Annotated in this window: 23 protein-coding genes and 1 tRNA gene; 1 reads left to right on the top strand and 23 read right to left on the bottom strand. The window is 44.0% G+C overall.

Annotation, left to right across the window (positions count from 1 at the left end; all coding sequences use genetic code 11):
- Positions 1-422: 422 nt before the first annotated feature.
- From lysS to spoIIE, 16 genes are all read right to left on the bottom strand, one after another.
- Positions 423-1,919 (bottom strand): lysine--tRNA ligase, encoded by a 1,497-nt coding sequence (gene lysS, locus H539_RS0108710; RefSeq protein ID WP_035322226.1) that lies wholly within the window; start codon positions 1,917-1,919, stop codon positions 423-425.
- 155 nt (positions 1,920-2,074) lie between these two features.
- A complete protein-coding gene (gene dusB / locus H539_RS0108715; RefSeq protein WP_026693194.1) occupies positions 2,075-3,073 on the bottom strand; it encodes a tRNA dihydrouridine synthase DusB in 999 nt (332 codons plus the stop codon).
- 94 nt (positions 3,074-3,167) lie between these two features.
- Positions 3,168-3,380 carry a helix-turn-helix domain-containing protein gene (locus H539_RS0108720; RefSeq protein ID WP_026693195.1) on the bottom strand — a complete coding sequence of 71 codons (213 nt, stop codon included), beginning with the start codon at positions 3,378-3,380 and terminating at the stop codon, positions 3,168-3,170.
- Positions 3,332-3,859: a 2-amino-4-hydroxy-6-hydroxymethyldihydropteridine diphosphokinase gene (gene folK, locus H539_RS0108725; RefSeq protein ID WP_026693196.1), complete on the bottom strand. Its 528-nt coding sequence runs from the start codon at positions 3,857-3,859 to the stop codon at positions 3,332-3,334. The genes H539_RS0108720 and folK overlap by 49 nt, the downstream gene beginning before the upstream one ends.
- Positions 3,856-4,221: a dihydroneopterin aldolase gene (gene folB, locus H539_RS0108730; protein WP_026693197.1), complete on the bottom strand. Its 366-nt coding sequence runs from the start codon at positions 4,219-4,221 to the stop codon at positions 3,856-3,858. The genes folK and folB overlap by 4 nt, the downstream gene beginning before the upstream one ends.
- Positions 4,214-5,044: a dihydropteroate synthase gene (gene folP, locus H539_RS0108735; RefSeq protein ID WP_026693198.1), complete on the bottom strand. Its 831-nt coding sequence runs from the start codon at positions 5,042-5,044 to the stop codon at positions 4,214-4,216. The genes folB and folP overlap by 8 nt, the downstream gene beginning before the upstream one ends.
- A gap of 148 nt (positions 5,045-5,192) precedes the next feature.
- A complete protein-coding gene (gene cysK, locus H539_RS0108745; protein ID WP_026693199.1) occupies positions 5,193-6,116 on the bottom strand; it encodes a cysteine synthase A in 924 nt (307 codons plus the stop codon).
- Between the two features lie 156 nt (positions 6,117-6,272).
- A complete protein-coding gene (locus H539_RS0108750) occupies positions 6,273-7,160 on the bottom strand; it encodes a peptidyl-prolyl cis-trans isomerase (protein ID WP_026693200.1) in 888 nt (295 codons plus the stop codon).
- A gap of 19 nt (positions 7,161-7,179) precedes the next feature.
- Complete coding sequence (gene hslO / locus H539_RS0108755; protein ID WP_026693201.1) at positions 7,180-8,058, bottom strand: Hsp33 family molecular chaperone HslO; 879 nt, start codon at positions 8,056-8,058, stop codon at positions 7,180-7,182.
- Between the two features lie 26 nt (positions 8,059-8,084).
- On the bottom strand, positions 8,085-8,849 hold the full coding sequence (locus H539_RS0108760; protein WP_026693202.1) for a type III pantothenate kinase: 765 nt from the start codon (positions 8,847-8,849) through the stop codon (positions 8,085-8,087).
- Positions 8,850-9,020: 171 nt separating this feature from the next.
- The gene (gene ftsH / locus H539_RS28180) at positions 9,021-11,048 is read right to left on the bottom strand and encodes an ATP-dependent zinc metalloprotease FtsH (RefSeq protein ID WP_051348518.1); all 2,028 of its coding nucleotides are present in this window, start codon (positions 11,046-11,048) and stop codon (positions 9,021-9,023) included.
- A 114-nt stretch (positions 11,049-11,162) separates the two neighbouring features.
- Positions 11,163-11,702, bottom strand: coding sequence for a hypoxanthine phosphoribosyltransferase (gene hpt / locus H539_RS0108770; RefSeq protein WP_026693203.1), 540 nt, complete (start codon positions 11,700-11,702; stop codon positions 11,163-11,165).
- A gap of 31 nt (positions 11,703-11,733) precedes the next feature.
- Positions 11,734-13,122 carry a tRNA lysidine(34) synthetase TilS gene (gene tilS / locus H539_RS0108775; RefSeq protein WP_026693204.1) on the bottom strand — a complete coding sequence of 463 codons (1,389 nt, stop codon included), beginning with the start codon at positions 13,120-13,122 and terminating at the stop codon, positions 11,734-11,736.
- 88 nt (positions 13,123-13,210) lie between these two features.
- Entirely contained in the window at positions 13,211-14,179 is a 969-nt protein-coding gene (locus H539_RS0108780; protein WP_342664004.1) for a protein kinase domain-containing protein, read from the bottom strand.
- A complete protein-coding gene (locus H539_RS0108785) occupies positions 14,145-14,882 on the bottom strand; it encodes a VWA domain-containing protein (RefSeq protein ID WP_026693206.1) in 738 nt (245 codons plus the stop codon). The genes H539_RS0108780 and H539_RS0108785 overlap by 35 nt, the downstream gene beginning before the upstream one ends.
- Positions 14,883-14,993: 111 nt before the next feature.
- Positions 14,994-17,471, bottom strand: a complete 2,478-nt coding sequence (gene spoIIE, locus H539_RS0108790; protein ID WP_026693207.1) for a stage II sporulation protein E — start codon at positions 17,469-17,471, stop codon at positions 14,994-14,996.
- A gap of 288 nt (positions 17,472-17,759) precedes the next feature.
- On the opposite strand from spoIIE, the gene H539_RS0108795 reads away from it, so the two are divergent.
- A tRNA-Met gene (locus H539_RS0108795) sits at positions 17,760-17,833 on the top strand.
- A 246-nt stretch (positions 17,834-18,079) separates the two neighbouring features.
- Here H539_RS0108795 and H539_RS0108800 read toward each other — a convergent pair.
- The 7 genes from H539_RS0108800 to H539_RS0108830 all read right to left on the bottom strand — a co-directional run bounded on the left by H539_RS0108800 (position 18,080) and on the right by H539_RS0108830 (position 23,323).
- Complete coding sequence (locus H539_RS0108800) at positions 18,080-18,535, bottom strand: S1 domain-containing RNA-binding protein (RefSeq protein ID WP_026693208.1); 456 nt, start codon at positions 18,533-18,535, stop codon at positions 18,080-18,082.
- A gap of 73 nt (positions 18,536-18,608) precedes the next feature.
- Entirely contained in the window at positions 18,609-19,010 is a 402-nt protein-coding gene (locus tag H539_RS0108805; RefSeq protein ID WP_425414703.1) for an FtsB family cell division protein, read from the bottom strand.
- 11 nt (positions 19,011-19,021) lie between these two features.
- A complete protein-coding gene (yabQ, locus tag H539_RS0108810; protein WP_026693210.1) occupies positions 19,022-19,633 on the bottom strand; it encodes a spore cortex biosynthesis protein YabQ in 612 nt (203 codons plus the stop codon).
- A complete protein-coding gene (gene yabP / locus H539_RS0108815) occupies positions 19,630-19,935 on the bottom strand; it encodes a sporulation protein YabP (RefSeq protein ID WP_026693211.1) in 306 nt (101 codons plus the stop codon). Before yabP ends, yabQ begins: the two co-directional genes overlap by 4 nt.
- Before the next feature lie 61 nt (positions 19,936-19,996).
- Positions 19,997-20,257, bottom strand: coding sequence for an RNA-binding S4 domain-containing protein (locus H539_RS0108820; RefSeq protein WP_026693212.1), 261 nt, complete (start codon positions 20,255-20,257; stop codon positions 19,997-19,999).
- Between the two features lie 20 nt (positions 20,258-20,277).
- Entirely contained in the window at positions 20,278-21,741 is a 1,464-nt protein-coding gene (yabN, locus tag H539_RS0108825) for a bifunctional methyltransferase/pyrophosphohydrolase YabN (protein ID WP_026693213.1), read from the bottom strand.
- Positions 21,731-23,323 carry a putative polysaccharide biosynthesis protein gene (locus H539_RS0108830; RefSeq protein WP_026693214.1) on the bottom strand — a complete coding sequence of 531 codons (1,593 nt, stop codon included), beginning with the start codon at positions 23,321-23,323 and terminating at the stop codon, positions 21,731-21,733. Before H539_RS0108830 ends, yabN begins: the two co-directional genes overlap by 11 nt.
- Positions 23,324-23,493 lie beyond the last annotated feature (170 nt).

Here is a 23,493-nt window from a genome sequence, read left to right on the forward strand (position 1 = left end):
AAGAAAATAACGTTGGCGTCTTGTTTCGTTCAGTTTTCAAAGAGCAACTTCGCTGCATAAGCAGCTTTTTAATATTATCATTAACTTGTTCAAAAGTCAATAATATTTTTTATGTTTCTTTTTCGTTTCGTTAAGTTTAAGTTGTCTTAACGACAGATATAAATATACCATCATATTTAGCATTGAGCAATAACTTTTTTAAAAGTTTTTCCGGGAATTATAAAAGATCATTTATTCAAAAAACTCAGCTAACTCACCGCTTAATCCAAAGGCCTTCTTTCCATTATTATTTTTTCAAGATAATAAAAGGCTGAACATGCAGGCGAGGGACGATAGAATATCCATGAAGCCTGAGAAAACAAAAAAAAGACTGGTCTTAAAACCGGCAGAAGAAAACGGCTAAAACCAGTCCTTTTATAAGATTAACGGTGGCGCATCAGAGGGAACAGAAGCACGTCGCGGATGGACGGAGAATTAGTCAACAGCATAACTAAACGGTCAATCCCAATTCCAAGTCCACCGGTCGGAGGCATTCCGTATTCAAGAGCCTCTATAAAGTCCTCATCCATCTCATGAGCTTCATCGTTTCCTTGTTCGCGTTCTTTAAGCTGCGCTTCAAAACGTTCACGCTGATCGATCGGATCATTTAACTCTGTAAAGGCATTTGCGTGTTCACGCCCGACAATAAATAATTCAAAGCGGTCCGTAAACCTTGGGTCTTCTTCGTTCTTTTTGGCAAGAGGCGAGATTTCTACAGGGTGGCCGTAAATGAATGTTGGCTGGATCAATTTTTCTTCGACCCGCTGCTCAAAGAATTCATTCACGATATGTCCGAATTCCATAGTCTCTTTTATCTCAATGCCATTCTCTTTCGCAAGCGCTTTTGCTTCTTCAGCAGTCATCTCTTCCCAGAAATCAACACCTGTATATTGTTTGATCGCGTCCACCATGTGCAGCCTTGTCCATTCTGGCTTCAGGTCCACCTCATAATCCCCATAGGTTACCATGGTGCTTCCCAGTACTTCCTCGGCAATATGGGCAACAAGGTTTTCTGTAAGACTCATGATGTCGCGGTAATCCGCGTAGGCTTCATACAGCTCAATCATAGTAAATTCAGGGTTATGACGGGTAGAAACTCCTTCATTACGGAATACCCTGCCAATTTCATAAACTTTTTCAAGACCGCCGACAATAAGGCGCTTTAAATGTAGTTCAATGGCGATACGCATATAAAGAGCCATGTCCAATGCATTGTGATGTGTGATAAATGGACGGGCTGACGCACCGCCTGCAATGGAATGCATCATAGGTGTTTCAACCTCGAGATAGCCGTGGCTGTCCAGGTATCTGCGCATGGATTGAATAATTTTACTTCTAAGGATGAAGGTTTTTTTGCTTTCCGAGTTGGTTATCAAATCAACATAGCGCTTGCGGTAGCGTTCTTCAACATCCTTCAGGCCGTGGAACTTATCCGGAAGCGGACGGAGGGCTTTTGTAAGGAATACAAAATCCTTTGCTTTTATAGAGAGCTCTCCAACTTTTGTTTTAAAGACTGTCCCTGTAACACCCACTAAGTCACCTAGGTCCACAGAGTTGAAAATATCATACTTTTCTTCTCCAATTGCGTCTTGGCGGACATAAATTTGAATCTGGCCCGTAAGATCCTGGAGATGGGCAAAGCCCGCTTTCCCTTTGCCGCGTTTTGTCATAATGCGGCCCGCAATGGTCACTTCAATGTTATTTTCATCAAGCTCTTCCTTGCTGGCTCCATCATATTCACGCAGGATTTCCTCCGCTAGATGTGTACGCTCATACCGCTTGCCAAAAGGGTCTACTCCATGATCCAGCATGTCCTGCATTTTTTCACGTCTGACCCTCAGCTGGTCGTTTATTTCTTCGCTCACTAAAATCAACTCCATTTTTCTATTCTATCTCATGGATACTTCATCCGAATATATTTTATTTTACACTAAGTGTTCACTTGAAACAGCTTTATGTACAATACAAAAACTGCCAGATCAAACTGGCAGTCTGTATTAATGGGTATTATAGGAAAATTACTTGATCTTGTCAATCAGGCTAGCTTTGTTACAGCTTCTCCCGCTTCTACTTCTTCAACTAATCCATAGAGAACACTCACAAGCTGATCTCTTGTTTCACTCTCATTAATCCCATTACGCACTTTGGCATTTCCGCGGATTCCTTTCAGGTACCATGCCGCGTGCTTTCTCATTTCTCTTACACCAATATACTCATCTTTCAGGTTGATCAGGCGGTCCAGATGAAGAACACATACATCGATTTTTTCGCGGGCACTAGGTTCACCTATCAGCTCGCCAGTTTCTAAATACTTTACTGTCTGATAAATCATCCAGGGATTTCCGAGAGCTGCCCGGCCGATCATGACTCCATCAGCACCTGTTTCCTTAAGCATGCGTTCAGCATCAAGAGGAGTCTTTACATCACCGTTTCCTATAACAGGAATATTTACAGACTGCTTTACTTCACGGATAATATCCCAATTCGCTGTACCTTCATACAATTGAACACGTGTTCGGCCATGCAGAGATACAGCACTTCCCCCCGCTCGTTCAACTGCCTGGGCGTTCTGAACAGCAAAGATGTGATCCTCGTCCCAGCCCATTCTCATTTTTACAGTCACCGGCTTTTTCACTGCGTCCACTACTGCAGAAACCATTTCATATATTTTGTCAGGGTCTAGTAACCATTTTGCTCCTGCATCACATTTTGTGATTTTAGGTACTGGACATCCCATATTTATATCGATGATATCCGCATTGGTATTTTTATCAACAAACTGTGCAGCTTCTACCAAGGTTTTCTTTTCACCGCCAAAAATTTGCAGGCTGAGTGGTTTTTCTCTTTCATCTATATAAAGCATGTCTATCGTTTTTTTATTCTGATTGACGATGCCTTTATCGCTGACCATTTCCGCACATACCAGGCCTGCACCAAATTCTTTAACCGTAAGACGGAAAGCTGAGTTGCATATTCCCGCCATGGGTGCTAGGACAACTTGGTTTTTCATTGTAATGTCGCCTATTTTTAACACGCGGATCCCCCCTCTTTAGTTTTTGATATCTCTAAGCTGCATTTTCGATCAATATTCTATAATTACAGTAGATACTGTAGTAATTAAAAAGTTATTATCCATTCTCTGGCGGCTGCAATTCAACAAGCGGCACATTAAGCTTCTCACATACTGTTTCAATGACGGAATGAGAGGGCATACGATTGCCCCTTTCAATTTCTCCAAGCAGTGAAACAGAAATGCCGATTTCCTTTGCAAATCCCTCTTGCGTAAAACCTTTTAGCTTTCGAAAAGCGCGAATGCGTCTTCCCCATTTTTCCGCTTCCATAATCGAACTCCCTCTTTATCAGGAATGGCATCAAGAATAACTGGCAGTGGTTCACTGAAGCCCGGGATCAAAAGAGCTGGGTTTAACTCTAATAATGGAACTAGCACAAAAGCTCTTTCGTGCATCCGGGGGTGAGGAATCACAAGACTCTCTGTTTCAATATTTTCGTGATTATAAAGCAAAATGTCAAGGTCGATTGTCCTGGGACCCCATCTGATTTCCCTTTTTCTCCCAAGCTCAATCTCGATCTGCTGGCATTTAGAGAGAAGTTCTTCTGGGCGCAAGGAAGTTTTTACCTGGAGGGCGATATTTAAAAAACAATCCTGTTCCGTATAGCCGACTGGGTCTGTTTCATATATAGAGGAGATGTTTTCAATCTGGATATCCGGTTCCTTCATTAGAGCAGATACCGCTTCTTTTAAATTTTGCTCTCTATTACCCATGTTGGAGCCCAGCGATAGATAGGAGCTGTTCATCAACGGTCTCTTCCCCTTTGAATTTCAATGGCCACAAAATTATAATGGCCTGGAATAGGCGGGTCCGGTTTAATTACCTTTACTGTACAAGAGGTGACTTGGGAATAACGGTCCAGGATCTCTTCGGTAATCTTTTCAGCAACAGCTTCTATAAGCTTAAATGGCTGCCCCTCGACGACATCCCTTGAAATCGCAAATAAATCCGCGTAGCTTATTGAATCCTCCAGGTGATCGGATTTGCCTGCAATTGATAAATCCGTTTCTACCACTAAGTCTACTTTGAAGCGCTGGCCAAGGCGGTTTTCCTCTGGGAACACTCCATGATATCCATAAAACTCCATTCCATTCACATATATTTTATCCATTCTGCTCTCCCTTCTGCATTAAGGCATCCATCATCCTGGCCATTCTAGCCATTTCTTTGACATCATGAATACGGATTAACTGGCATCCCTTCTGTATGCCGTAACATACCGTGGCTCCAGTCCCCTCCATTCTTTCCTGTGCCGGAAGATCCAGTACCTGTCCGATAAATCCTTTTCTTGAGGTGCCAAGCAGTACAGGATAGCCCAGCATGACGATTTTATCCAATTCACTCATCATTTTTAGATTTAGATGGAAGTCTTTTGCAAACCCGATCCCTGGATCCAAAATAATCTTATCATCCGTGACTCCGGCCTTTTTCATGATATGGATACTTTCATAAAGGTCGTTGATTGCATCCCGAATAAAATGTGCATAGTCCCGATTGTGACGGTTATGCATGAGGATAATAGGCGCACCCGATTCAGCTGCTGCAGCTGCCATGTCAGGGTCTGCCTTACCTCCCCAAATATCATTGATGATATGAGCGCCTGCCTTTATCGCTCCCCGGGCGACTTTTGCTTTATATGTGTCAATAGACAGCGGTACATCAAATTCGCTGGACAATGCCTCTACCACTGGAATCACTCTTTCAAGCTCTTCCTCATCAGTTATCCTTTCATATCCAGGGCGGGTTGACTCCCCCCCTATATCAATAATGTCTGCTCCGTCTCTGATCATATCTCTTGCATGATAAAGAGCCTGATCTATTGCATAAAATCTGCCGCCATCAGAGAAAGAATCAGGAGTAACATTTAAAATTCCCATAATGATGGTTTTCTGACTATAGTCTAGTGTATAAGGTCCGCAAGAAATCTGATTCATTTCATTCCTCCATCAATTAAAACATGTCCCTTTAGTACGTAAAATCCGCATTCAATGTATATTTTATAAAAAAAATGTCCGTCTTTAAAGCCGGGTGTGCTGACAGCAAAAAAACCCGGCAAAAAGCCGGGCTTTCTTTGGAACAATCTTATTGTTCAAAGTTGTATAGCGGAGTGCTTAGGTATCTTTCCCCGTTACTTGGAATGATGGCCAGGACCTTTTTGCCTTTGCCCAGCTTCTTCGCTTCTTGAATGGCAGCATAGATGGCTGCTCCAGAAGAAATACCGCCAAGGATTCCTTCCTCTTTTGCAGCACGCCGTGCGTAATCGAATGCTTGTTCGGATGTCACTTGTGCAATCTCATCATAGATTTTAGTATCAAGGACATTAGGTATAAATCCTGCTCCGATTCCCTGGATTTTATGCGGGCCAGGTTTTCCTCCAGAAAGGACTGGTGAATCAGATGGCTCCACCGCAATAATCTTAATGCCAGGGAATGCTTCACGCAATACGCTGCCAGTTCCTGTGATTGTACCGCCGGTACCGATTCCTGCTACAAACGCATCAAGCTGGTCCATTTGTTCCACAATTTCCTTGCCTGTTGTTTTCCTGTGGATCTCCGGGTTGGCTTCGTTATTAAATTGCTGAGGCACAAAGTATCCATGTTCCTTTGCTAATTCATCAGCTTTTCTGATTGCACCGCCCATTCCTTCAGGCCCGGGAGTCAAGACAAGCTCTGCTCCATAAGCACGAAGAAGATTACGGCGCTCCGAGCTCATGGTCTCAGGCATAACCAAAATTGCCCGGTAGCCTTTAGCAGCAGCTATCATAGCTAATCCAATTCCAGTGTTTCCGCTTGTAGGCTCGATGATTGTATCACCCTTCTTCAGGCGCCCGCTTTCTTCTGCGTCTTCAATCATCGCCAGTGCAATACGGTCCTTAACACTGCTGCCAGGGTTCATGTATTCAAGCTTAAGGTATACATCAGCGATGTCTTCCTCTACCATACGGTTTAATTTTACAATCGGAGTCTGGCCGACTAATTCAGCCACCGAATTTGCTATACGTGCCATCTTTTCCCCACTCCTATTCCGACTACTTTTATTGGTTTTATATTAAAAATTTATCCTGAATTCGTGGAATTGTCAAATATTTTACACCGCATGATAAATCCTTTGTCCTAAGAAAGGAGCCAAAATAAAAAGCACAATACATATTGTGCTGTAAAATCACTTCTTCGGTCCATAGAGCCAGTCCACCTTGAATTCCCTCCAAAACATTTCAGGGGAAGGGCTTGTCTTCATCTTCTCAAGGGCAATCTGCCTGCGGACTTCTTTTTTTACATCTTCAAAGCTAAGCTTTGTTCCTGGTTTTTTTTCTTTCAAATAAAGGACTGCATATCCATTCTCAATCGGGATCGAGCCGCTCCAGCTCTTTGGCTGCATTTCACCCGCCGCTTCTAAATAGGAGCTTGGTATGGTATCTGTATCTTTGCTTACAAAGCCCAGATCTCCGCCCTGGCCAGCCGTAAGCTCATCCTGTGACTTTTCCCTTGCAAGGGTAGAAAAAGGAGAGCCGGCTTTTAATTCGGCCAGGACTTGATCTGATTCTTTTTGATCGGCAGTCACGATATGGGCTAGATGATAAGAAGCAGGTATGTCAAAGGAAGATTCATGCTGGCTATAATATTGTTTCATTTCTTCTTCTGAGACTGACACATCCTTCGTTATTAGCTCAGCGAGCAGCAAATCAGCCTTAATGCTGGTTTTCAGGCTGCTTTCAGATTCATTTCTATTTACACCTTCAGTGGTTCTGGCCAGCTCCACTTTTCGATTGATTTCCTTATCCGAAATAGAAATATGATATTTTTTGGCCGCCTGAAAAATGACCTGCTGGTTGATCATATCCTCCAGGACCTCTTTACCGAATCTGGATTCCAATTCTTTTGTCCATTGGCTGCGGTCAATATTTACATTCCCGACAGCGGCGACTTTGTCTGACTTTTTTAGATCCATCGCCCGCAGAGAAGGAATAGGTTTTACTAAGAAAAAGAGAATCGTAATAATATTACATAATACCAAGCCTGAAATAATCGTCCAGAGCTGCTTACTCGACAATTTATTCTTCCTCCACCTATTATTTTGCTTCTGCTTTTAATTCCTCTAGTTCCTCTTTTGAAAAGTGGTATTTTTCATTACAGAAGTGGCATTGAGCTTCTGCCTCGCCATCTGAATCAATGATGTCTTGGATTTCACTCTGGCCAAGGCTTACAAGGGCATTTGAAATGCGCTCTCTTGAACACTGGCACTTAAATTGGATAGGCATTTTTTCAAGGATCTTCACATTTCCCTCGCCCATCAGCTCTTCCAGTATGTCTTCAGGGCTTAACCCCTGCTGAATCAGCTTAGAAATTGGAGCAATGGTCTTCAATCTATCTTCAAGCGCAGCGATCGTCTCCTCATCTGCCCCTGGAAGGAGCTGCAGGATGAATCCGCCGGCTGCAAGGATTGAATTGTCCGGATTTACAAGGACGCCGACTCCCACAGATGATGGCACTTGTTCTGAAGAGGCAAAATAATAAGTGAAGTCTTCACCAAGCTCGCCGGATACAATCGGAACCTGTCCTGTAAAATGTTCTCTCAAGCCTAGATCTTTAACAACAGTTAAAGTCCCTTCCGTTCCAACTGCTCTTTTGACATCTAGTTTTCCGTGTTCGTTTAAATCAAAGTGAGTCTGCGGATGGGTTACATATCCCCTGACTTCCCCTTTTGCGTTGCTGTCCACGAGAATCGGCCCGATAGGACCGCCGCCCTCCACTTTAATGGTCAGTTTTTCTTCGCCTTTCAACATGGCTCCCATTATCACACCTGCTGTCATGGTGCGGCCAAGGGCAGCAGATGCTGTCGGCCATGTTCCATGCCGGCGCTGTCCCTCTGATACGGTCTCTGTAGAGCTTGCTGCATAAGCCCGGACCTGTCCATTGAATCCTAAAGCTTTAATTAAGTAATCGGCCATTTTAATACCGCCTTCCGGTTGTTTAATTATGAATTTCTTTTATAGATAAGCTGCAAACCTTTTAATGTGAGAAAAGGATCCACCACATCAATAACAGGAGACTCTTTTGAAATCAGTTTGGCCAGTCCTCCTGTAGCGATCACCTTTGGCACAACATTACTTTGCTCTTTCATCCTTCTTACGATTCCCTCAACCTGCCCGACATAGCCATAAACGATGCCTGCCTGCATGGCCGCCACTGTATTTTTACCGATGATGTCATCCGGTCGTGCGATTTCGATCCTGGGCAGCTTGGCTGCTTTCGAATAGAGAGCCTCTGTAGATATCCCGATTCCCGGTGCAATGGCACCACCCATATACTGCTTGTCCTCATTAATATAACAGTATGTAGTCGCAGTACCAAAATCTACAATGATCAGCGGGCTTCCGTATTCATGAATGCCGGCAACGGCATTGACAATCCGGTCTGCCCCGACTTCGCGGGGATTATCATATTTTATGTTTAAGCCTGTCTTGATTCCAGGACCAACAACAAGAGGCTTTAATTCAAAGTATTTGTGGCACATTGATTCCAATGAAAACATGATAGGCGGAACAACGGATGAAATGATGATGCCGTCAAAATCTCCAAAGGCAAGTCCTACATGGGAAAGGAGCCCTTTTATGATCATGCCGAATTCATCATCCGTTTTGTGCCTGTTTGTTTCTATTCTCCAATGGTGTTTTAAAGCTTCTCCTTCATAAACGCCTAATACTATATTTGTGTTCCCGACATCCAATACAAAAATCATATTATTCACCACTTTTATAAATATAGAAAGCTTCATTAGCAGAATCATTAAAGGATGGCCGCATTTTGCTTATATCCTTCCACATCATAACATAATTCACTCCCTTAGGGATATATTGGAGCACTATCCTAAAAGGATGCAAAAAAGGCACCCGCAGGTGCCTTTTTATACTCAGATATCTGATTTACTGCTTTGATCGCCGGATGGCGGGAATTTATCTCTTGGATCCTGAATTGGAGGACCTTCCTGAAGTGGCGGGTTTGGGATGGTTCTTGAACCTGCTGTTCCTTCATTCTCTGCTCCTTCTGCAGAATCATCTTTTTTATTGATATTGACTTTAACATCCTTGCCTGATTTTGAAGAACGGTCAGGAAGTGTGCCATGGTCAATTAAATGCTTAATTTGTTCAGCATCAAGCGTTTCAATCTCAAGAAGAGTATTCGCAATCAGTTCAAGCTTATCGCGGTTCTCTGTAAGGATGGTCTTAGCACGCTGATAGCTTTCTTTAATGAACGTCTGGATCTCCAAGTCAATCTCGTATGCAATCTTATCGGAGTAGTTCTGCTCGTTATGAAGATCGCGGCCTAAGAAGACCTGGCCTCCCTGCGCCTGGCCGAACTGAAGCGGGCCGAGCTTGTCGCTCATACCGAATTCGGTTACCATGCGGCGCGCTATGCCTGTGGCACGCTGGAAGTCATTGTGAGCCCCTGTGCTGACTTCACCAAAGATAATTTCCTCAGCTACCCGTCCGCCGAGAAGGCCGACAATTTTATCAAGAAGCTCAGGCTTCGTCATGAAGTAACGGTCCTCTTTCGGAAGCATTACAGCGTATCCGCCTGCCTGGCCACGAGGGACAATAGTTACCTTGTGGACCATTTCAGCATCATCCAGAACCGTACCGATTACCGTATGACCAGCTTCATGGAACGCCACAATTCTGCGTTCTTTCTTTGAAATGACACGGCTCTTCTTAGCAGGTCCCGCAATTACACGGTCCGTTGCTTCATCAATATCGGTCATATCCACTTTCTTCTTATTCTGCCGGGCAGCCACCAGGGCAGCCTCATTCAGAAGGTTCTCCAGATCCGCACCGGAGAATCCAGGCGTTCTGGCAGCGATAGCTTTCAAATTTACAGTGTCATCAAGAGGCTTATTGCGCGCATGTACCTTGAGTACAGCCTCACGGCCTATAACATCAGGACGGTCAACCGTAATCTGGCGGTCAAAACGTCCCGGACGAAGAAGTGCCGGGTCCAGAATATCCGGACGGTTTGTAGCGGCGATGATTATGATTCCCTCATTCGCACCAAATCCATCCATCTCAACCAAGAGCTGGTTCAAAGTCTGCTCACGCTCATCATGGCCGCCTCCAAGACCGGCACCACGCTGGCGTCCTACTGCATCAATTTCATCAATGAAGATGATACAGGGAGCATTTTTCTTAGCGTTTTCAAACAAATCACGGACCCTTGAAGCACCGACACCGACGAACATTTCGACAAAGTCGGAGCCGCTGATAGAGAAGAACGGAACTCCCGCTTCTCCTGCTACAGCCCTTGCCAGCAAGGTTTTACCTGTCCCTGGAGGTCCGACTAAAAGGACACCCTTAGGTATGCGGGCGCCAAGCTCCGCAAATTTCCTTGGATCTTTAAGGAATTCAACAACCTCTACAAGCTCCTGCTTTTCCTCATCAGCACCGGCAACATCTTTAAAACGGACCTTCTTCTTGTCGTCGTTATAAAGCTTCGCCTTGCTTTTGCCAAAGTTCATGACACGGCTTCCGCCGCCCTGAGCCTGGTTTAAAAGGAAGAAGAACAGTATGAAGATGATGACAAAAGGAATGATCGAAGTAAAGAATGTTACCCATCCGCTCGTCTCTTTTGCCGGAAGTACATCGACTTTCACATCATTGTCCCGGGATGCTTTATCCACCCGATCTATTGCATTGTTGCTATTAGTGATATAAGTGATAAACTGTTTGCCTTTTTTCCCGCTGTCAAGCTGTCCCTTCACCTCAAACACATTGCGTTCAGGCTGCATGGATACTGAGCTGACCTCACCATTTTCCAGATATCTGAAAAACTGATCTTGGGAAATATTATCGGTTGGCTCATTGTGATTATTGAAAATGCTCACTACCCCAATGATCACCAAAAATATGAGTAAATAAAATATTGTATTACGGAAGATCCGATTCATCCCTTACCTCCTCCCACGGTAAAAAACTAACTAAAATAGTATCATATGCGATCCTATTTTTACAAATAATTGCTTTCATTTCACAAACATGACAAATTTCTCTCAAAAAAATGATCAGGATTGATATACTTCAGGCTTCAAAACACCTATATAAGGCAGGTTGCGGTACTTCTCCGCATAATCCAGCCCATATCCCACAACGAAGGCATCAGGAACGATAAATCCAGCATAATCTGCTTTAATGTCAGTTTTCCTGCCGGATGGCTTATCTAAAAGAGTGACAATCTTGATGGATTTGGCTTTCCGATAGCGGAACAATTCGACGAGATAGCTTAGGGTTAAGCCGGAGTCGATGATATCTTCAATTATGACTATATCTCTACCCTCTACTGACGTATCCAAATCCTTAATAATTTTCACTTCGCCTGATGATACAGTTGAATTTCCATAGCTTGACACATCCATGAAATCCATTTCAAGGTAAGTATCCACCCTTTTAAGAAGATCTGACATAAAAGGCATGGCCCCTTTAAGGACTCCGATGGCAAGCGGGAAGCTGTCTTTATAATCCTCAGTCAGCTTTTCCGCAAGCTCTTTGGTCTTCGCCTGGATTTCCTCTTCTGTAATCAAAATTTCTTGGATATCATTTTTCATGCTCATTATTCTGGTTTGCCCCCTAGAAGAACTAGACTTTAATATATTCTAGATATATGTATTTTTTTTGGCCTCCATGGTCCACCGGCTCTCTTCCCGATTTTTTCAATCCCGGAATCCAGAGGATCTCTCCGGCTGAATCGATGATGACAGGCCAAGTATTGCGCTCATCCATAGGAATCTTTTCATTGATAAAGATATCTTTCACTTTTTTAGATCCCGTAAGACCTTTAAGGTTCATTCTATCTCCCGCTTCCCTGGTCCTTGCTGCAAGCATGATTCCTTCTTCAGCTTCGAGTACAAAAGTATCATTTCCTTTTTTCTCCGGAATAACCGGGCAGAAGGATGCTTTTATCTTGCACCCATTGGGAAGGGTGCTCTCTCCCGGAATGTTCAATTCGAGGTAATAATTCTTAGGTTTTGTATGATTGTAGGAAAAAATACAACTATCATAAGATTTTTTTACCAGAAGTCCACTCGGAAAATGCAGTTCGGCTGAGGGATGGGGGTTATCAAAAAGATCCCTTAGCTGGGTGAGATGCTTAGCGTTTAAATCGCTCTGCTCCCCGCCGTAAAGATAGTTTAATATTAGTTGAATGGCTCTCCTTTGTAAAGAATTAGGCATTTCTAAAAGAGCCTTTATCCGTATGGAGGATTCTCTATTTGAACGCTTAATCCAGATGCTGTCCATCCTGGAGGCGGCAAGGTCCTGAAGATAGGATTCATCCTCTCTTATTTCCTCGCTGAACCTTTGAAAATGCTCATGTGCTTTTATGTTTTCCCTTTTTAGAAAAGGCAAAACTCTTAATCTGAATCGATTTCTACTGTATGCTTCCTTTTGGTTGCTTGGATCCAGCCTTGGCTTAAGGCCCCATCTCCGGCAGTAATCCCAGATATCCTCTTTTTCAGCCCCCAAAAACGGCCTGATAATCATGGAATCCCCAAACTTCCGGGCAATTGGGATTCCGGCTCTCGCCGCTCCTGCTGCTCCCCTTGTTAATCTCATCAGGATGGTTTCAATCTGGTCATCCCCGTGGTGTCCGAGAGCGAGCTTGCGAATGCTGTGCCTTTCCATCACTTCCTGGTAGAAGCTGTACCTAAGTTTACGTGCTGCAACCTGAGAGCTTTCTCCGGTTTCTTTCATATAGCCCGCTGCATCCAGCCGGATTCCTTCAAATGGTATTCCGAGCTCCTTGCAAAAACCTTCAACAAAAAGCAGGTCTTCATAAGATTCCTCTCCCCGGAACATATGGTCTACATGAATTGCAGTCAATTCGAGTGAGAATTGGTGCTTAATTGAATAAAGAAAATGGAGAAGCGCTAAAGAATCTGGTCCGCCAGATACTCCTGCCGCCAGCTTTTCACCTGGTTCCAGGAGATGATGTCTTTTTATAAATTCTAAAGCTTTCGTTTCCAGCATTCCTAACATCCTTTTCTGTCTGGTGGATAAACTATGTATACGGATAAGCATACAAAAGGTTTCATAGAAAATAAAATTTATTTTTCATTCAAAGAAGCCTGCTATAAATATATAGTATATAGATAAAGGAAATCAAAAGAACCAGGATGAGTGATTCAAGATGCCTGCCCTTTGTTTTTTTCTTTCGGGCTGTCCTGCTTTGAACCAGAGAAGGCTCCTTTGTTCCCTGGTTGGGGATACCCCCTTTAGCACTGTTTTGGGAAATAATCCGGAGCAGCTCTTCCCTCATGGAATCCGCCGTATCATACTTCCCCATCAACGCCTTTAAGATGACCTTTTCATATCTTCTGAGCTCCTTATGCTCATTCACCGCTCTGGTAAGCTCCGATAGTCCCTCTCCTTTTCTGCCGAATCTCTTCGGATAATAGGAATTGATAAAAATCATGGCAGCGGCAAACAGATCATAAGCTGGATCCGCCTTCCTAGATCCCATCCCCCAGTATCCTCTATCGAAGAACTCAGTGAATTCCTTGATGGACCTGCCTATCGGGGTTATCCCGCCGACATCCACAAACCGGACATCTCCTGCAGGGGCGCTTATGATTAAATTCTCAGGTTTTAAATCTCCGAAAATATAACCCATCCCGTGCAGGAGGGAAAGATTTTTCAACAGCCTGAGTATGAGTACAGCGGTCCAGGAATCCCCTTTTTTAATAAAGTCCAGATAGTTTTCGCCTTTTATATATTCCATCACATAAAAAGGGAATACCTTATCCTTTACAGCCCAGTCATCGACGGCCAACAAAGAAGGCCCTAGGGTGCACCCCCGGACCTTTGCAAAGGATTTAAGAATGTTTATCTCCGAACTGATCGACATGCTGTTATCACTGATCTTTAACGCAGCATCCTGTCCATGGCAGTCTGCTAGATAGACAATGCCGTTTGCTCCATTCCCCAGTTCTTTGATAATCCTATATTCATGATTATACCATTTTCCTTTAATGACTGTTCCAGGGGAGACTTTATACTGATTCCTCAAAGAATGGTTTATCATCATTGGACAGCAAACTCCTTAGTGAACGTTTTTTCTTAAAACTGCCTAAGGCTTCCCTTAATGCAGGTCCTGTTGGCGTCATTCCGCCCGTTGTCAGCTTAGGAAATATATTGGTCAGTGCTTCGAGCCTGGGGGTCCAATCAAGAAGCTTTTCCACCTCTGATTTTTTCCCGGGAAATATAAAAACAGAAAAATGGTTTTCTCCCATTCTGGCATTCAGGCTGAGGGACAGGTCCAGGAGGGCTTCCTTTACAGTGGGAAGCTTATGCTTCATACTGGCGCTGGTATCCACCAGAACAAGCACCTGCAGGCCTGCCGTTTCACCGAGCTCATCCACAACCTCGACAATTTCCCCTCTTTTATCAGGCGGCAGGTCTTCAATAGTCTGGGAACGGCCCAGAATCTGCTGAAGCTCCTTATTCACAACACCTTGAATGGTCTGAGTCATCCCTTTTCTTGTGACCATCTGGACGGTCTGGGAAAGCTGCGCGCTGTAGACGACCTGGCTGACTCCTCCTCCCGCCTTTGCAATGGATTCTATTTCTGAAAGGCCCTTTTCATCAATTATATCCTGATCCACTACACCAATGACATTCACTGTAATACCCTGCTCCCGGGCCAGGGCAGCCATTGCCGAAGGATCTTCTCCATGGTTTGAGCACCCATCTGTAATAAGCAGAATCTGTCTGATTGTTCCTGGATTCATCTTATTTTCCCTCCAAATTAAGCTTCCACTGGGTCTATGTCCGAGTGCGAAACCTTGATCGTATTACCATCTTGGGCTAAACCAAAGGGATGTATACCTCCGAATTCGAGGTCATTGGGCCTTTCTTTTTGTTGAGAAAACCGGGATCGATGCCCACTTTGGAGTATTATGCCTGACTTTAGCGGTAACAATCGTGATGTCATCATCAATTTTGCCCTTCCTCCTGATGACCTCCTCCAAAAGAATATCCGCAATTTCCTGGGGATCATCGGTTTCCAGTTCTTTAATTTTCCGCTTCATCCAGTACTCGAAGTTTTCAAAATGAGAAGGCCCGTCAAAAATCCCATCACTCATCATGATGACCAGGTCCCCAGCTTTCAGCTGTTCCATGACCACTTCAACATCAAACTCTTTGAACATTCCCATCGGAAGGTTGTCCGATTCTACCTTGATAATCTTGTCGCCTCTCTTGATAAAGCTTGGGACCGAACAGATTTTCAGGAATTTCGCTTTTGCATCATGCAGGTCGATCATGGCTAAATCAAGCGTCGAAAAAATTTCATCGGTTGTCCTCAGAGACAGTACAGAGTTGACCGATTTAATAGCAATTTTCTCTTCTATCCCGGACATCAGGATCTTTTGCAGGAGCTGCAGAGTTTCCATACTTTCATGATGGGCCCTTTCTCCATTTCCCATGCCGTCGCTTATAGCAAGGGCATATTTGCCAAAGCCGATATCCATGGTGGTATAGCTGTCCCCTGAAATCAGGCCGCCGCCTTTTGCCGCATGGGCTACACCCGGCTCCACTGTAAACTTTTTAGCAGAACGGAAGGTAACATGGCAGGTTCCTCCCGGGAATTGGGCACAATCCTCAGAATGGACAATAATTGGCTCGTTCAGGATATCGGTGAGCATAGGAGCAATCAGCTTTTCCCCCTCCCCCCGCCCATGGCAGTAAGGCGTACTGATATCGATATCTATATTGCCCTGCTCCAGGCTATAGATCTCAATCCCATTTATAGGAAGACCGAAATTTTGAATAGCCTCTAAAATTTCCGACTCCTGAAGATGATGATTTTTCCGTTCCTTTTGTATTTCTTTGGCAAAGTCCTCCATCACTTCAGAAACGCCTTTCAATTGGTCGGCCACTAACTTCCTGCTTTCCTGCACCTGTCTTTTCAGCTTATTGTTCGCCTGGGCAATGGTTAGTTCCTGTGCAATTGAATCGATGACTTTGTCTGCCCGCGTACAGCTCTTTTTCCACTCCCGCTGCATCTGCGGGGAAACCTGCCCCTCCTGCTCTTCGAGATGATACATAATCTGTCTCATTGAATCATACGTATTAGAAAAGTTCCGGCTCCAGCAATGCTCCTTGCGATGGCAGGTCTGGCAATTTTTCTCGGTAACATTGCTCAGCAGATAATCCACCCTTTTATCTTCATCCATTTCTTCCTCCTGCCATTCGCCGGCCTGGGAAAAACTATTGGAGAGGGCCTCGAACACATTGGAAAACTGCGATACCCGCTTAGCCGTAACATCCCGGATTTTTCTCATATACTGCTGCTGCTCGCTGCTATATTCTGCGGTACCCGGTATATGTTTTGCCAGTTTTACTATCAAAGAGGAGGGAGTTATGGCAAATAAAACGATCGCTGCAAGGGTCTCATATAAGGTAAGACTTAAATTATTGCTTCCTTCCCCATAAAGGCCGATTAATAATGTAGCAATAATCAGTCCAAGCGAAGCCCCTATCTTTTTCCCTTCCTTCAGCAGGCCTCCAAGCAGACCTGAAAAGGCAAGGAGGCTCATTTGATAAAGGCTCGATATATTTGCGAGCGAAAAAATCAGCCCTGTTACCACCCCTACAGTGGAGCCGATCGCTGCCCCTCCGGACAGGGCAAAAATCAAGACAAGATACCGGGAGAGAATATGCTCCATGGACAGGTTATAAACAGACCAGCCGATGGTCCCGGTCATAACTGAGGCAAGAAGAATAATGATGCTCACTACTTCCTCTGTTTTAAACGAATGCGATTTCTTCCGGATGGAGATGAGCGGAATGGACTGAACAAAAATCAGAGTAAGGATGGCTGCAAGCCCCGCCTCAACGATGATCATCATTCCATCATATAATTGTACATGTCTGTATATAATCAGCTGTTCTGATACCCTGACGAGTCCAAGAGAAAGAAAGACATATAGGGAAATTACTCTGAATCTTCCCCCGGCCGGCGGCTCTTTTATCTTATAAAGAAGCATCATGACAAAGGAAGAGCAGAAGACCACGATTCCATTGGAGAGATGGATGGTTACAGCCCCGCAGATTAAGCCCACTAATGCGAAGGGAGCTCTATCCCTCCTCATCATATAAGCAGCCGCAAAGTAGGGGATCGCAAACGGTGCGAGCTGAGAGAGGATCAGGGCTCTGCCCAGCAAAAAGCCGATCAGTCCCAAGATTAATCCCCGCTTGAATACCATCTCCTCAAATTTCTTCTGCAGCTGATGCACCCATTTGGCTGCATTCTGTTTGGCGCCATGTATATTCAGATCGGTAATGGTTTCCGTGATGCCGCGTTCAACCTTTTCCATCCTCAACACTCCCCATTTGTTTTTGTTCTTTTGATTATAAAAGGGACATGCTTCATTTTTTTGTCAAAATCAAGAAATGAGGATAAAGAAATGTTCGACGGCATTCTTTTAAAATAATCAATACTTTACAGGATGGTCTTGTATTCTTTAGGAACGGCCGGAATTTTATCAGTGAAAAGGAAGGATTTTAGATTTATATGAGTCATAAAAAAGGGAATGGATTATTTTCCTCCAGCATATTGACTAACGAAATCCAAATGAGGTATTATAGTTTTTGTGATTTTACATGGCGGTGTAGCTCAGCTGGCTAGAGCGTACGGTTCATACCCGTGAGGTCGTGGGTTCGACTCCCTCCGCCGCTATCTATTAAAAATGCTGCCACAGACAGCAAAAAACTGGCCGCACCTTGTATAGTTAATTCTTTAACTAACAAAGTGCGGTCCTTTTTTATGGTGCAGCTTTTTCGCTGCGTATTGATTTCGCTTTTGAACAAGAGGCTGATCTCCGCTCCAGGATGCGAAACAAAAAAAGAAGCTAAATAGCATTAGCTCCTCGTTTATATAAAAAAGTTTTCGGAAAGATCTATTTTAATTGAATTCAGCAGCAAGTTATCCGCGTCTTCCGCCTCTGCCACCGCGTTTTGTTTCGGTGTTTCTTTTAAGGGATGAAAGACGGTCTTCACTGTCTTTAAGGAACTTAGCCATCTTGGATTCAAAATTCTCTTTAGGGCGGAAGCTGTCTCTTGAACGGTTATTGTCGCGTCCACGGCTGTCATTGCTTCTTCCTTGTCTAGGTCTTGGAGTATAAGCAGGCGTTTCGCCTTCTGGACGGTCTATAGCCTTTTTAATGGATAATCCGATTTTTCCATCCTTCTCGACATTGATGACTTTAACCTGGACTTGATCCCCTACTTTTAAATGATCGTTAATATCTTTAACATAATTGTCTGCTACTTCACTGATATGAACAAGTCCTGTTGAACCTTCCGGCAGCTCCACGAATGCCCCGAAATTAGTAATACCTGTGACTTTCCCTTGTAACTTGCTGCCTACTTCTATTGACATAAAAAAAATGTTCCTCCTTAGAATTTAAAAAATCATGGTTACTCTATATTATAACGAAAGAAAAAAAACAGTGTCAATAAGAGTCACTGTCTTGTTTCTTTTTTGGCAGATTAAAGATGATTTCCCCTTTATCCGAAAGAAAGTAATCGCGCCGTGCAAGCTTAGCAATGTAATCATCATCGTTAAGCTTAGTCACTTCATCTTCCAGATCTTTCTGATCATTCTTTAATCCTGTCAGCTGAGTAGTGAGCTTCTTTTTTTGTTCCTTTTTTTGTTCCAATACAGAGGCCTGTGACATAAGAGTGGAAATGAGCAGGCAAGTAAGCACGGCAGCCAGGACGCCCATTACGGATAACCGCCGGACCAGCCCCCGTCTCTTCCTTGCGACGGTTTGTACCTTTTGTTCCTGCTGAGATACATACGTTGATTCAATCTTAGACACATTCCGTTTTTCCAGGTTACTCAACCTTTTCACTCCAATCTTCCTCATTTTTTAGTCCGTTTTACCCAGCCCGCTATTAGGGATAAAAACCGCCTGACGGCACCTTCCATTCTTCTGAGCATTGATCTGACAGGTTTCGGCAGTACTCTGCCTATTTTTGTAAATAACCAGGAAAAGGATATTAGTAGTCCCTTTATAATAGATAATACTGGTTTCAAAAGGAGTTTGGCAAGAGAAAATAGTCCTCTTCCAATAGTTAGTAAAATAGCGATAGCAGTGAATAGAATCCACTTTAACGGACTCCATAGGAGAAGAATCACGATTTTCATGAAGATGCGGGCCATTTTTTTAACGATGGAAATAAGAATGAGGAGCATTCTCATATACAGCTTTTTTAAAAGGGCCTGATAGATGGAAAATCCGCACAATAAAGCCAGAAATAAATAAAATCTCAATTCCCCTTCGTTGACTAAAAACAGGATATAAAAAGTAAGCAGCCCCTGGACAACCCAAAAAAGCAGATCATTTACGAATACAATGAAACCATTTCTTTTGGACCGCTTAAGAAATAAATTGTACGTATCAAGAGCTGCCCCAAAGTAGCATCCCATCCCGACAATGGATAATAGGGTATAAAATTGGGTGGTGAGCGTCATTTAAACAGCTTGCCAAAGAATCCTTTAGCTTTATCTCCGCTTTGCTCATCCAGGTAGACAAGATCGAATACCTTCCCCTTAATGGATACAATCCCTTTATCAACATCAAGGTTCTTCATTTGCAGATTCTGGCCTCTTATCGATAAAAAACCCATTACAGTCTCTAATAAAAATTCCTCGTTATCAAAGCTTTCAACCTGTTTGACCCCTGAAATATCAAGGAGCCTCCTGCCTTTCATAATCACGTCATGCTCTGGCACCGATGTTTTATTGCTTTGTCCGGATTCATAAAATTGGCTCATAGTTTCATCCCTCACATTAGCATTTGTACAAGTCTATGTGAGGGGATGAAGGGTTAGAACTTCACTCAGGTATCTTATCCTCGCTGAGTATAGTATACATTTCAGCCGCTTCTTCTTTCCGGGAGTTTTCCTGAAGCTTCTCCACCTGTACCTTTACCACTTTCTGTCCGAAACGAATCTCCATTTGGTCTCCAGCCTTTACATTTGAGCTTGCTTTAGCCGTAGTTCCATTGATGGCGATTCTTCCCTGGTCAGCCACTTCTTTGGCCAGGGTCCTTCTTTTAATCAATCTGGATACCTTCAAAAATTTGTCCAATCGCATTGGCATCTAGAGCCCTCCTCTTAATATCCCTTCTTCTTTGCTTCTTCCCATAATTCATCAAGCTGAGAAAGGGTATATTCCGCAAATGATGAGTTTTTTTCTTCTATTTGGATTTCTATATATCTGAATCGGTCGTAGAATTTCCGGTTTGTTGAATGGAGTGCTTCCTCCGGGTTAATTGAATAATAACGGCAAATGTTGACAAGAGCAAAGAATATGTCCCCAAGCTCTTTCTTTAACAGGTCCATATTTCCGGCTTCGATTTCGTCTTTTGCTTCTTTGATCTCCTCTGCAATCTTTTCCCACATTGGCAGGGGGGAGTCCCAGTCAAACCCTGCTTTTCCGGCCTGCTTTTGATAGTCATAGGCTTTTAAAAGCTGGGGAAGAGACTTCTCGACAGAATCCAGCAGTGAGCCTTTTTTTGCATCAGGGTTTTCCTGATCCTTAATTTTCTGCCAATTAACAAGTACATCTCCAGAAGTCTCCACCTCCACATCACCAAAGACATGCGGGTGCCTTCTGATCATCTTGGACGAAAGGCTTTCGATGACATCTCCAATTGAAAACATCCCCTCGTCCTCTCCTATCTGAGCATGGAGGAGTACCTGCAGGAGAATATCGCCTAGTTCTGAGATCATCTCCTCATCATCTTCGGCATCAATGGCATCAATGAGCTCATACGTTTCCTCGATAAGATACTTTTTCAGACTTTCATGTGTCTGCTCCTTATCCCAAGGACAGCCTTCCGGACTCCGAAGCTTCGCAATGATCTTTTTCGCCTTAAAGAATTCGCGGTATAGCAGTTCATCCTTTTGAACAGGAGGAACATAAACACTTGTGAGATTATTCAGCTCCATGTTATGGTCCAGTTCATAAAGCGGCACTATTACTGTCTTTTCAGAAGCTGTTCCGGCAGCTGTGACAATCCAGACCTCGTAATCATCAGGAAGTTTTTCCATGAGTGTCAGCTTGACATCTGAAGCGGTAAGCTGATCGTATACCTGGCCGATGATGACATGCTGTGAAATGGAAATCTGGTCTGCATCAAGGCTCGTTCCATCCAGAAGCTGAAAGCCTTCAATAGGATCAATTCCCACTGCCTGGAACAGCGCATCTAGAAAACTCTGTCCGCCAAGTATCGTAATGGCTGTATCATGTTTCGGCCCTTTTTCCAGCAGAAGCTGAACAGTTTTTTCCGCAACCATGGGATGGCCGGGAACCGCATAGATCACATCTCCCTCAGAAGCAAGGTTCAAAAGGGTTTCGGAAATCTCTTCGTATACTCTTTCGAAACCGTCATGCTTTTCGTAGATGGAATCGAAACTTTCGAAACGGATTCCTTCCGAAGCCAGCTCGTCGATCACCGGGTGATCCATAGTCCTCACATAGCAAAAGCCAGCCTTCTTCATCGTTTTATAAATACCGTATGGAATCTGGTCTAGGTCTCCGGAACCCAATCCAGCTATTTTAATTTCATTCGTCATCTGTTCTTAAACTCCTTCTACTATTCTTTTGCGGAGAAAGAGGTAAAAGGGACAGCTCCTCCCCGCTGAAAATACCTGACTTAAAGATGATTAACAGATACAGGCTGCCTCCTGCAATAACCTCAAGAATCGCCTGCAGTACAGCCATCCACCTGCTTCCCATATCTCCAAACAGCCAGTTCACAGCTGCTAAAAGAACGGCCATGCTGCCTGCAGCGAGACTCCAAATCTTAATATGAGGAGGCGTAAAAAGAGGCTCCTTGATGGTCTTCCGCAAGAGAACAACCAGCCCGCCTGAGACCGCCAAGTAGGAAAGAACGGTGGCAAGAGCTGAACCAGTTATGGATAACGGAGGGATAAAAAGGTAATTGAGCACCAGCTTTATCAATAATCCGCCCGCAATAAAAGCCATGGTAGGCCATAAGCATCCAAGACTCTGAAGAATAGCCGCTGCTACCATAATCAAGGAATTAAATAAAATGGCTGCAGAGAGAAGGGCCAGTGCCTTTGATCCGCTGCTATCGGTGAAAAGCATAATATTGACTGGCTTGATAATGCAGATCAGTCCAACAGCTGCCCCTAACCCAGCAGTCACCGCTACCCTTAATGCCAGACTGATTTTATTCAACAAATACTGTCGATCCTTCTGAGCTTCATAGGAGGAAAGCAGCGGAACTACTGCAAGTGATAGAGAGGTAGCAGCAATCGATCCCAGCTGTAAAAGCGGCTGGCCCCTGTCAAATACTCCTTTCAGCTGTTTAGCAAGGGAAGGCTCCATTCCAGAATCAATTAACAGCGAATAGAGATTGAGTGCATCCACGAGCTGAGTAAAGGTGAGCATCAGGCTTGTGATACAGAAAGATATCCCCTGTACAAGCAGCACCTTCCCTACCTTTACAGCTTCACTTGCTTTAAATCCCTTAAAGCTGATCATTCCCGATTTACGGGCTAATAGAAACGCACTCAGCGTAAAGATGCTGGCCAGGGCTCCCGCAACCGATCCAAAAACGGCCCCTGCCCCAGCTTCATAAAGGGACCTGCCTTCATGCAGCAGTAAATAGGTCAATATGACGATGACTGTGACTCTTACTGTCTGCTCAGCAATCTGGGAGGAAGCAGTCGGCACCATCTCATTATGACCCTGAAAGTATCCGCGGATCAGGGAGACCGCCGGCATCAAGAGGAAGCTAAATGAAGTGATTCGAATCAATGGGGCGAGATGTTCATCTCCCATAATTCGTGCAATCCCTCCTGCGCCGGTGTATAAAACCGCAAAAAAGAGGATTCCCAGCCCTGCAAGGAATGCCATGGCTGCCAGCATGATTCTGCCGGTCTCCTCCTGTCCCCTGTTTCTTTCCGCAATCAGCTTGGATATGACGACTGGAAAACCGTATGTAGAAAGAATAAGGGATATCCCATAAAACGGATATACCTGCTGATAAATATAGAAGCCAGTATCTCCCGCAATGTTTTGATAGGGAATGCGGTAGAAGGCACTCAAGATTTTCGTAATTATAGCAGCTATCGTCAGGACAGCCGCTCCCTTGAAAATCCTCTTTGTCTCTAGAGGCTTTTCAGCCATTTTCTTCTCCTCCGGTCAAGGGGTAAATCAAATCACCACTGAGTCTTTTTCCTGCAGTATAGTTTTTTCTTTATGTGTTCGAACATAAGTAACATGCCGTGAATACAGTCACGGAATCATTTTCCATGGGCCGCAGATTAAATACTTGTAATTATAGCACAGTAAGGAGA

The sequence above is a fragment of the Peribacillus kribbensis DSM 17871 genome, from assembly GCF_000430765.1.
Taxonomy (GTDB): domain Bacteria; phylum Bacillota; class Bacilli; order Bacillales; family DSM-1321; genus Paraperibacillus; species Paraperibacillus kribbensis.

What these genes read in the sequence shown, in the direction of transcription:
- H539_RS0108800 (WP_026693208.1), bottom strand. Translation starts at nt 18,535, where the DNA reads ATGTCAATAGAAGTAGGCAGCAAGTTACAAGGGAAAGTCACAGGTATT.
- H539_RS0108830 (WP_026693214.1), bottom strand. Translation starts at nt 23,323, where the DNA reads ATGGCTGAAAAGCCTCTAGAGACAAAGAGGATTTTCAAGGGAGCGGCT.
- ftsH (WP_051348518.1), bottom strand. Translation starts at nt 11,048, where the DNA reads ATGAATCGGATCTTCCGTAATACAATATTTTATTTACTCATATTTTTG.
- lysS (WP_035322226.1), bottom strand. Translation starts at nt 1,919, where the DNA reads ATGGAGTTGATTTTAGTGAGCGAAGAAATAAACGACCAGCTGAGGGTC.
- H539_RS0108785 (WP_026693206.1), bottom strand. Translation starts at nt 14,882, where the DNA reads ATGAATCCAGGAACAATCAGACAGATTCTGCTTATTACAGATGGGTGC.
- yabN (WP_026693213.1), bottom strand. Translation starts at nt 21,741, where the DNA reads ATGACGAATGAAATTAAAATAGCTGGATTGGGTTCCGGAGACCTAGAC.
- yabQ (WP_026693210.1), bottom strand. Translation starts at nt 19,633, where the DNA reads ATGACGCTCACCACCCAATTTTATACCCTATTATCCATTGTCGGGATG.
- yabP (WP_026693211.1), bottom strand. Translation starts at nt 19,935, where the DNA reads ATGAGCCAATTTTATGAATCCGGACAAAGCAATAAAACATCGGTGCCA.
- hslO (WP_026693201.1), bottom strand. Translation starts at nt 8,058, where the DNA reads ATGGCCGATTACTTAATTAAAGCTTTAGGATTCAATGGACAGGTCCGG.
- cysK (WP_026693199.1), bottom strand. Translation starts at nt 6,116, where the DNA reads ATGGCACGTATAGCAAATTCGGTGGCTGAATTAGTCGGCCAGACTCCG.
- spoIIE (WP_026693207.1), bottom strand. Translation starts at nt 17,471, where the DNA reads ATGGAAAAGGTTGAACGCGGCATCACGGAAACCATTACCGATCTGAAT.
- H539_RS0108720 (WP_026693195.1), bottom strand. Translation starts at nt 3,380, where the DNA reads ATGGAAGCGGAAAAATGGGGAAGACGCATTCGCGCTTTTCGAAAGCTA.
- hpt (WP_026693203.1), bottom strand. Translation starts at nt 11,702, where the DNA reads ATGAAAAATGATATCCAAGAAATTTTGATTACAGAAGAGGAAATCCAG.
- folB (WP_026693197.1), bottom strand. Translation starts at nt 4,221, where the DNA reads ATGGATAAAATATATGTGAATGGAATGGAGTTTTATGGATATCATGGA.
- H539_RS0108780 (WP_342664004.1), bottom strand. Translation starts at nt 14,179, where the DNA reads ATGATGATAAACCATTCTTTGAGGAATCAGTATAAAGTCTCCCCTGGA.
- H539_RS0108760 (WP_026693202.1), bottom strand. Translation starts at nt 8,849, where the DNA reads ATGATTTTTGTATTGGATGTCGGGAACACAAATATAGTATTAGGCGTT.
- folP (WP_026693198.1), bottom strand. Translation starts at nt 5,044, where the DNA reads ATGAATCAGATTTCTTGCGGACCTTATACACTAGACTATAGTCAGAAA.
- tilS (WP_026693204.1), bottom strand. Translation starts at nt 13,122, where the DNA reads ATGCTGGAAACGAAAGCTTTAGAATTTATAAAAAGACATCATCTCCTG.
- H539_RS0108820 (WP_026693212.1), bottom strand. Translation starts at nt 20,257, where the DNA reads ATGCGATTGGACAAATTTTTGAAGGTATCCAGATTGATTAAAAGAAGG.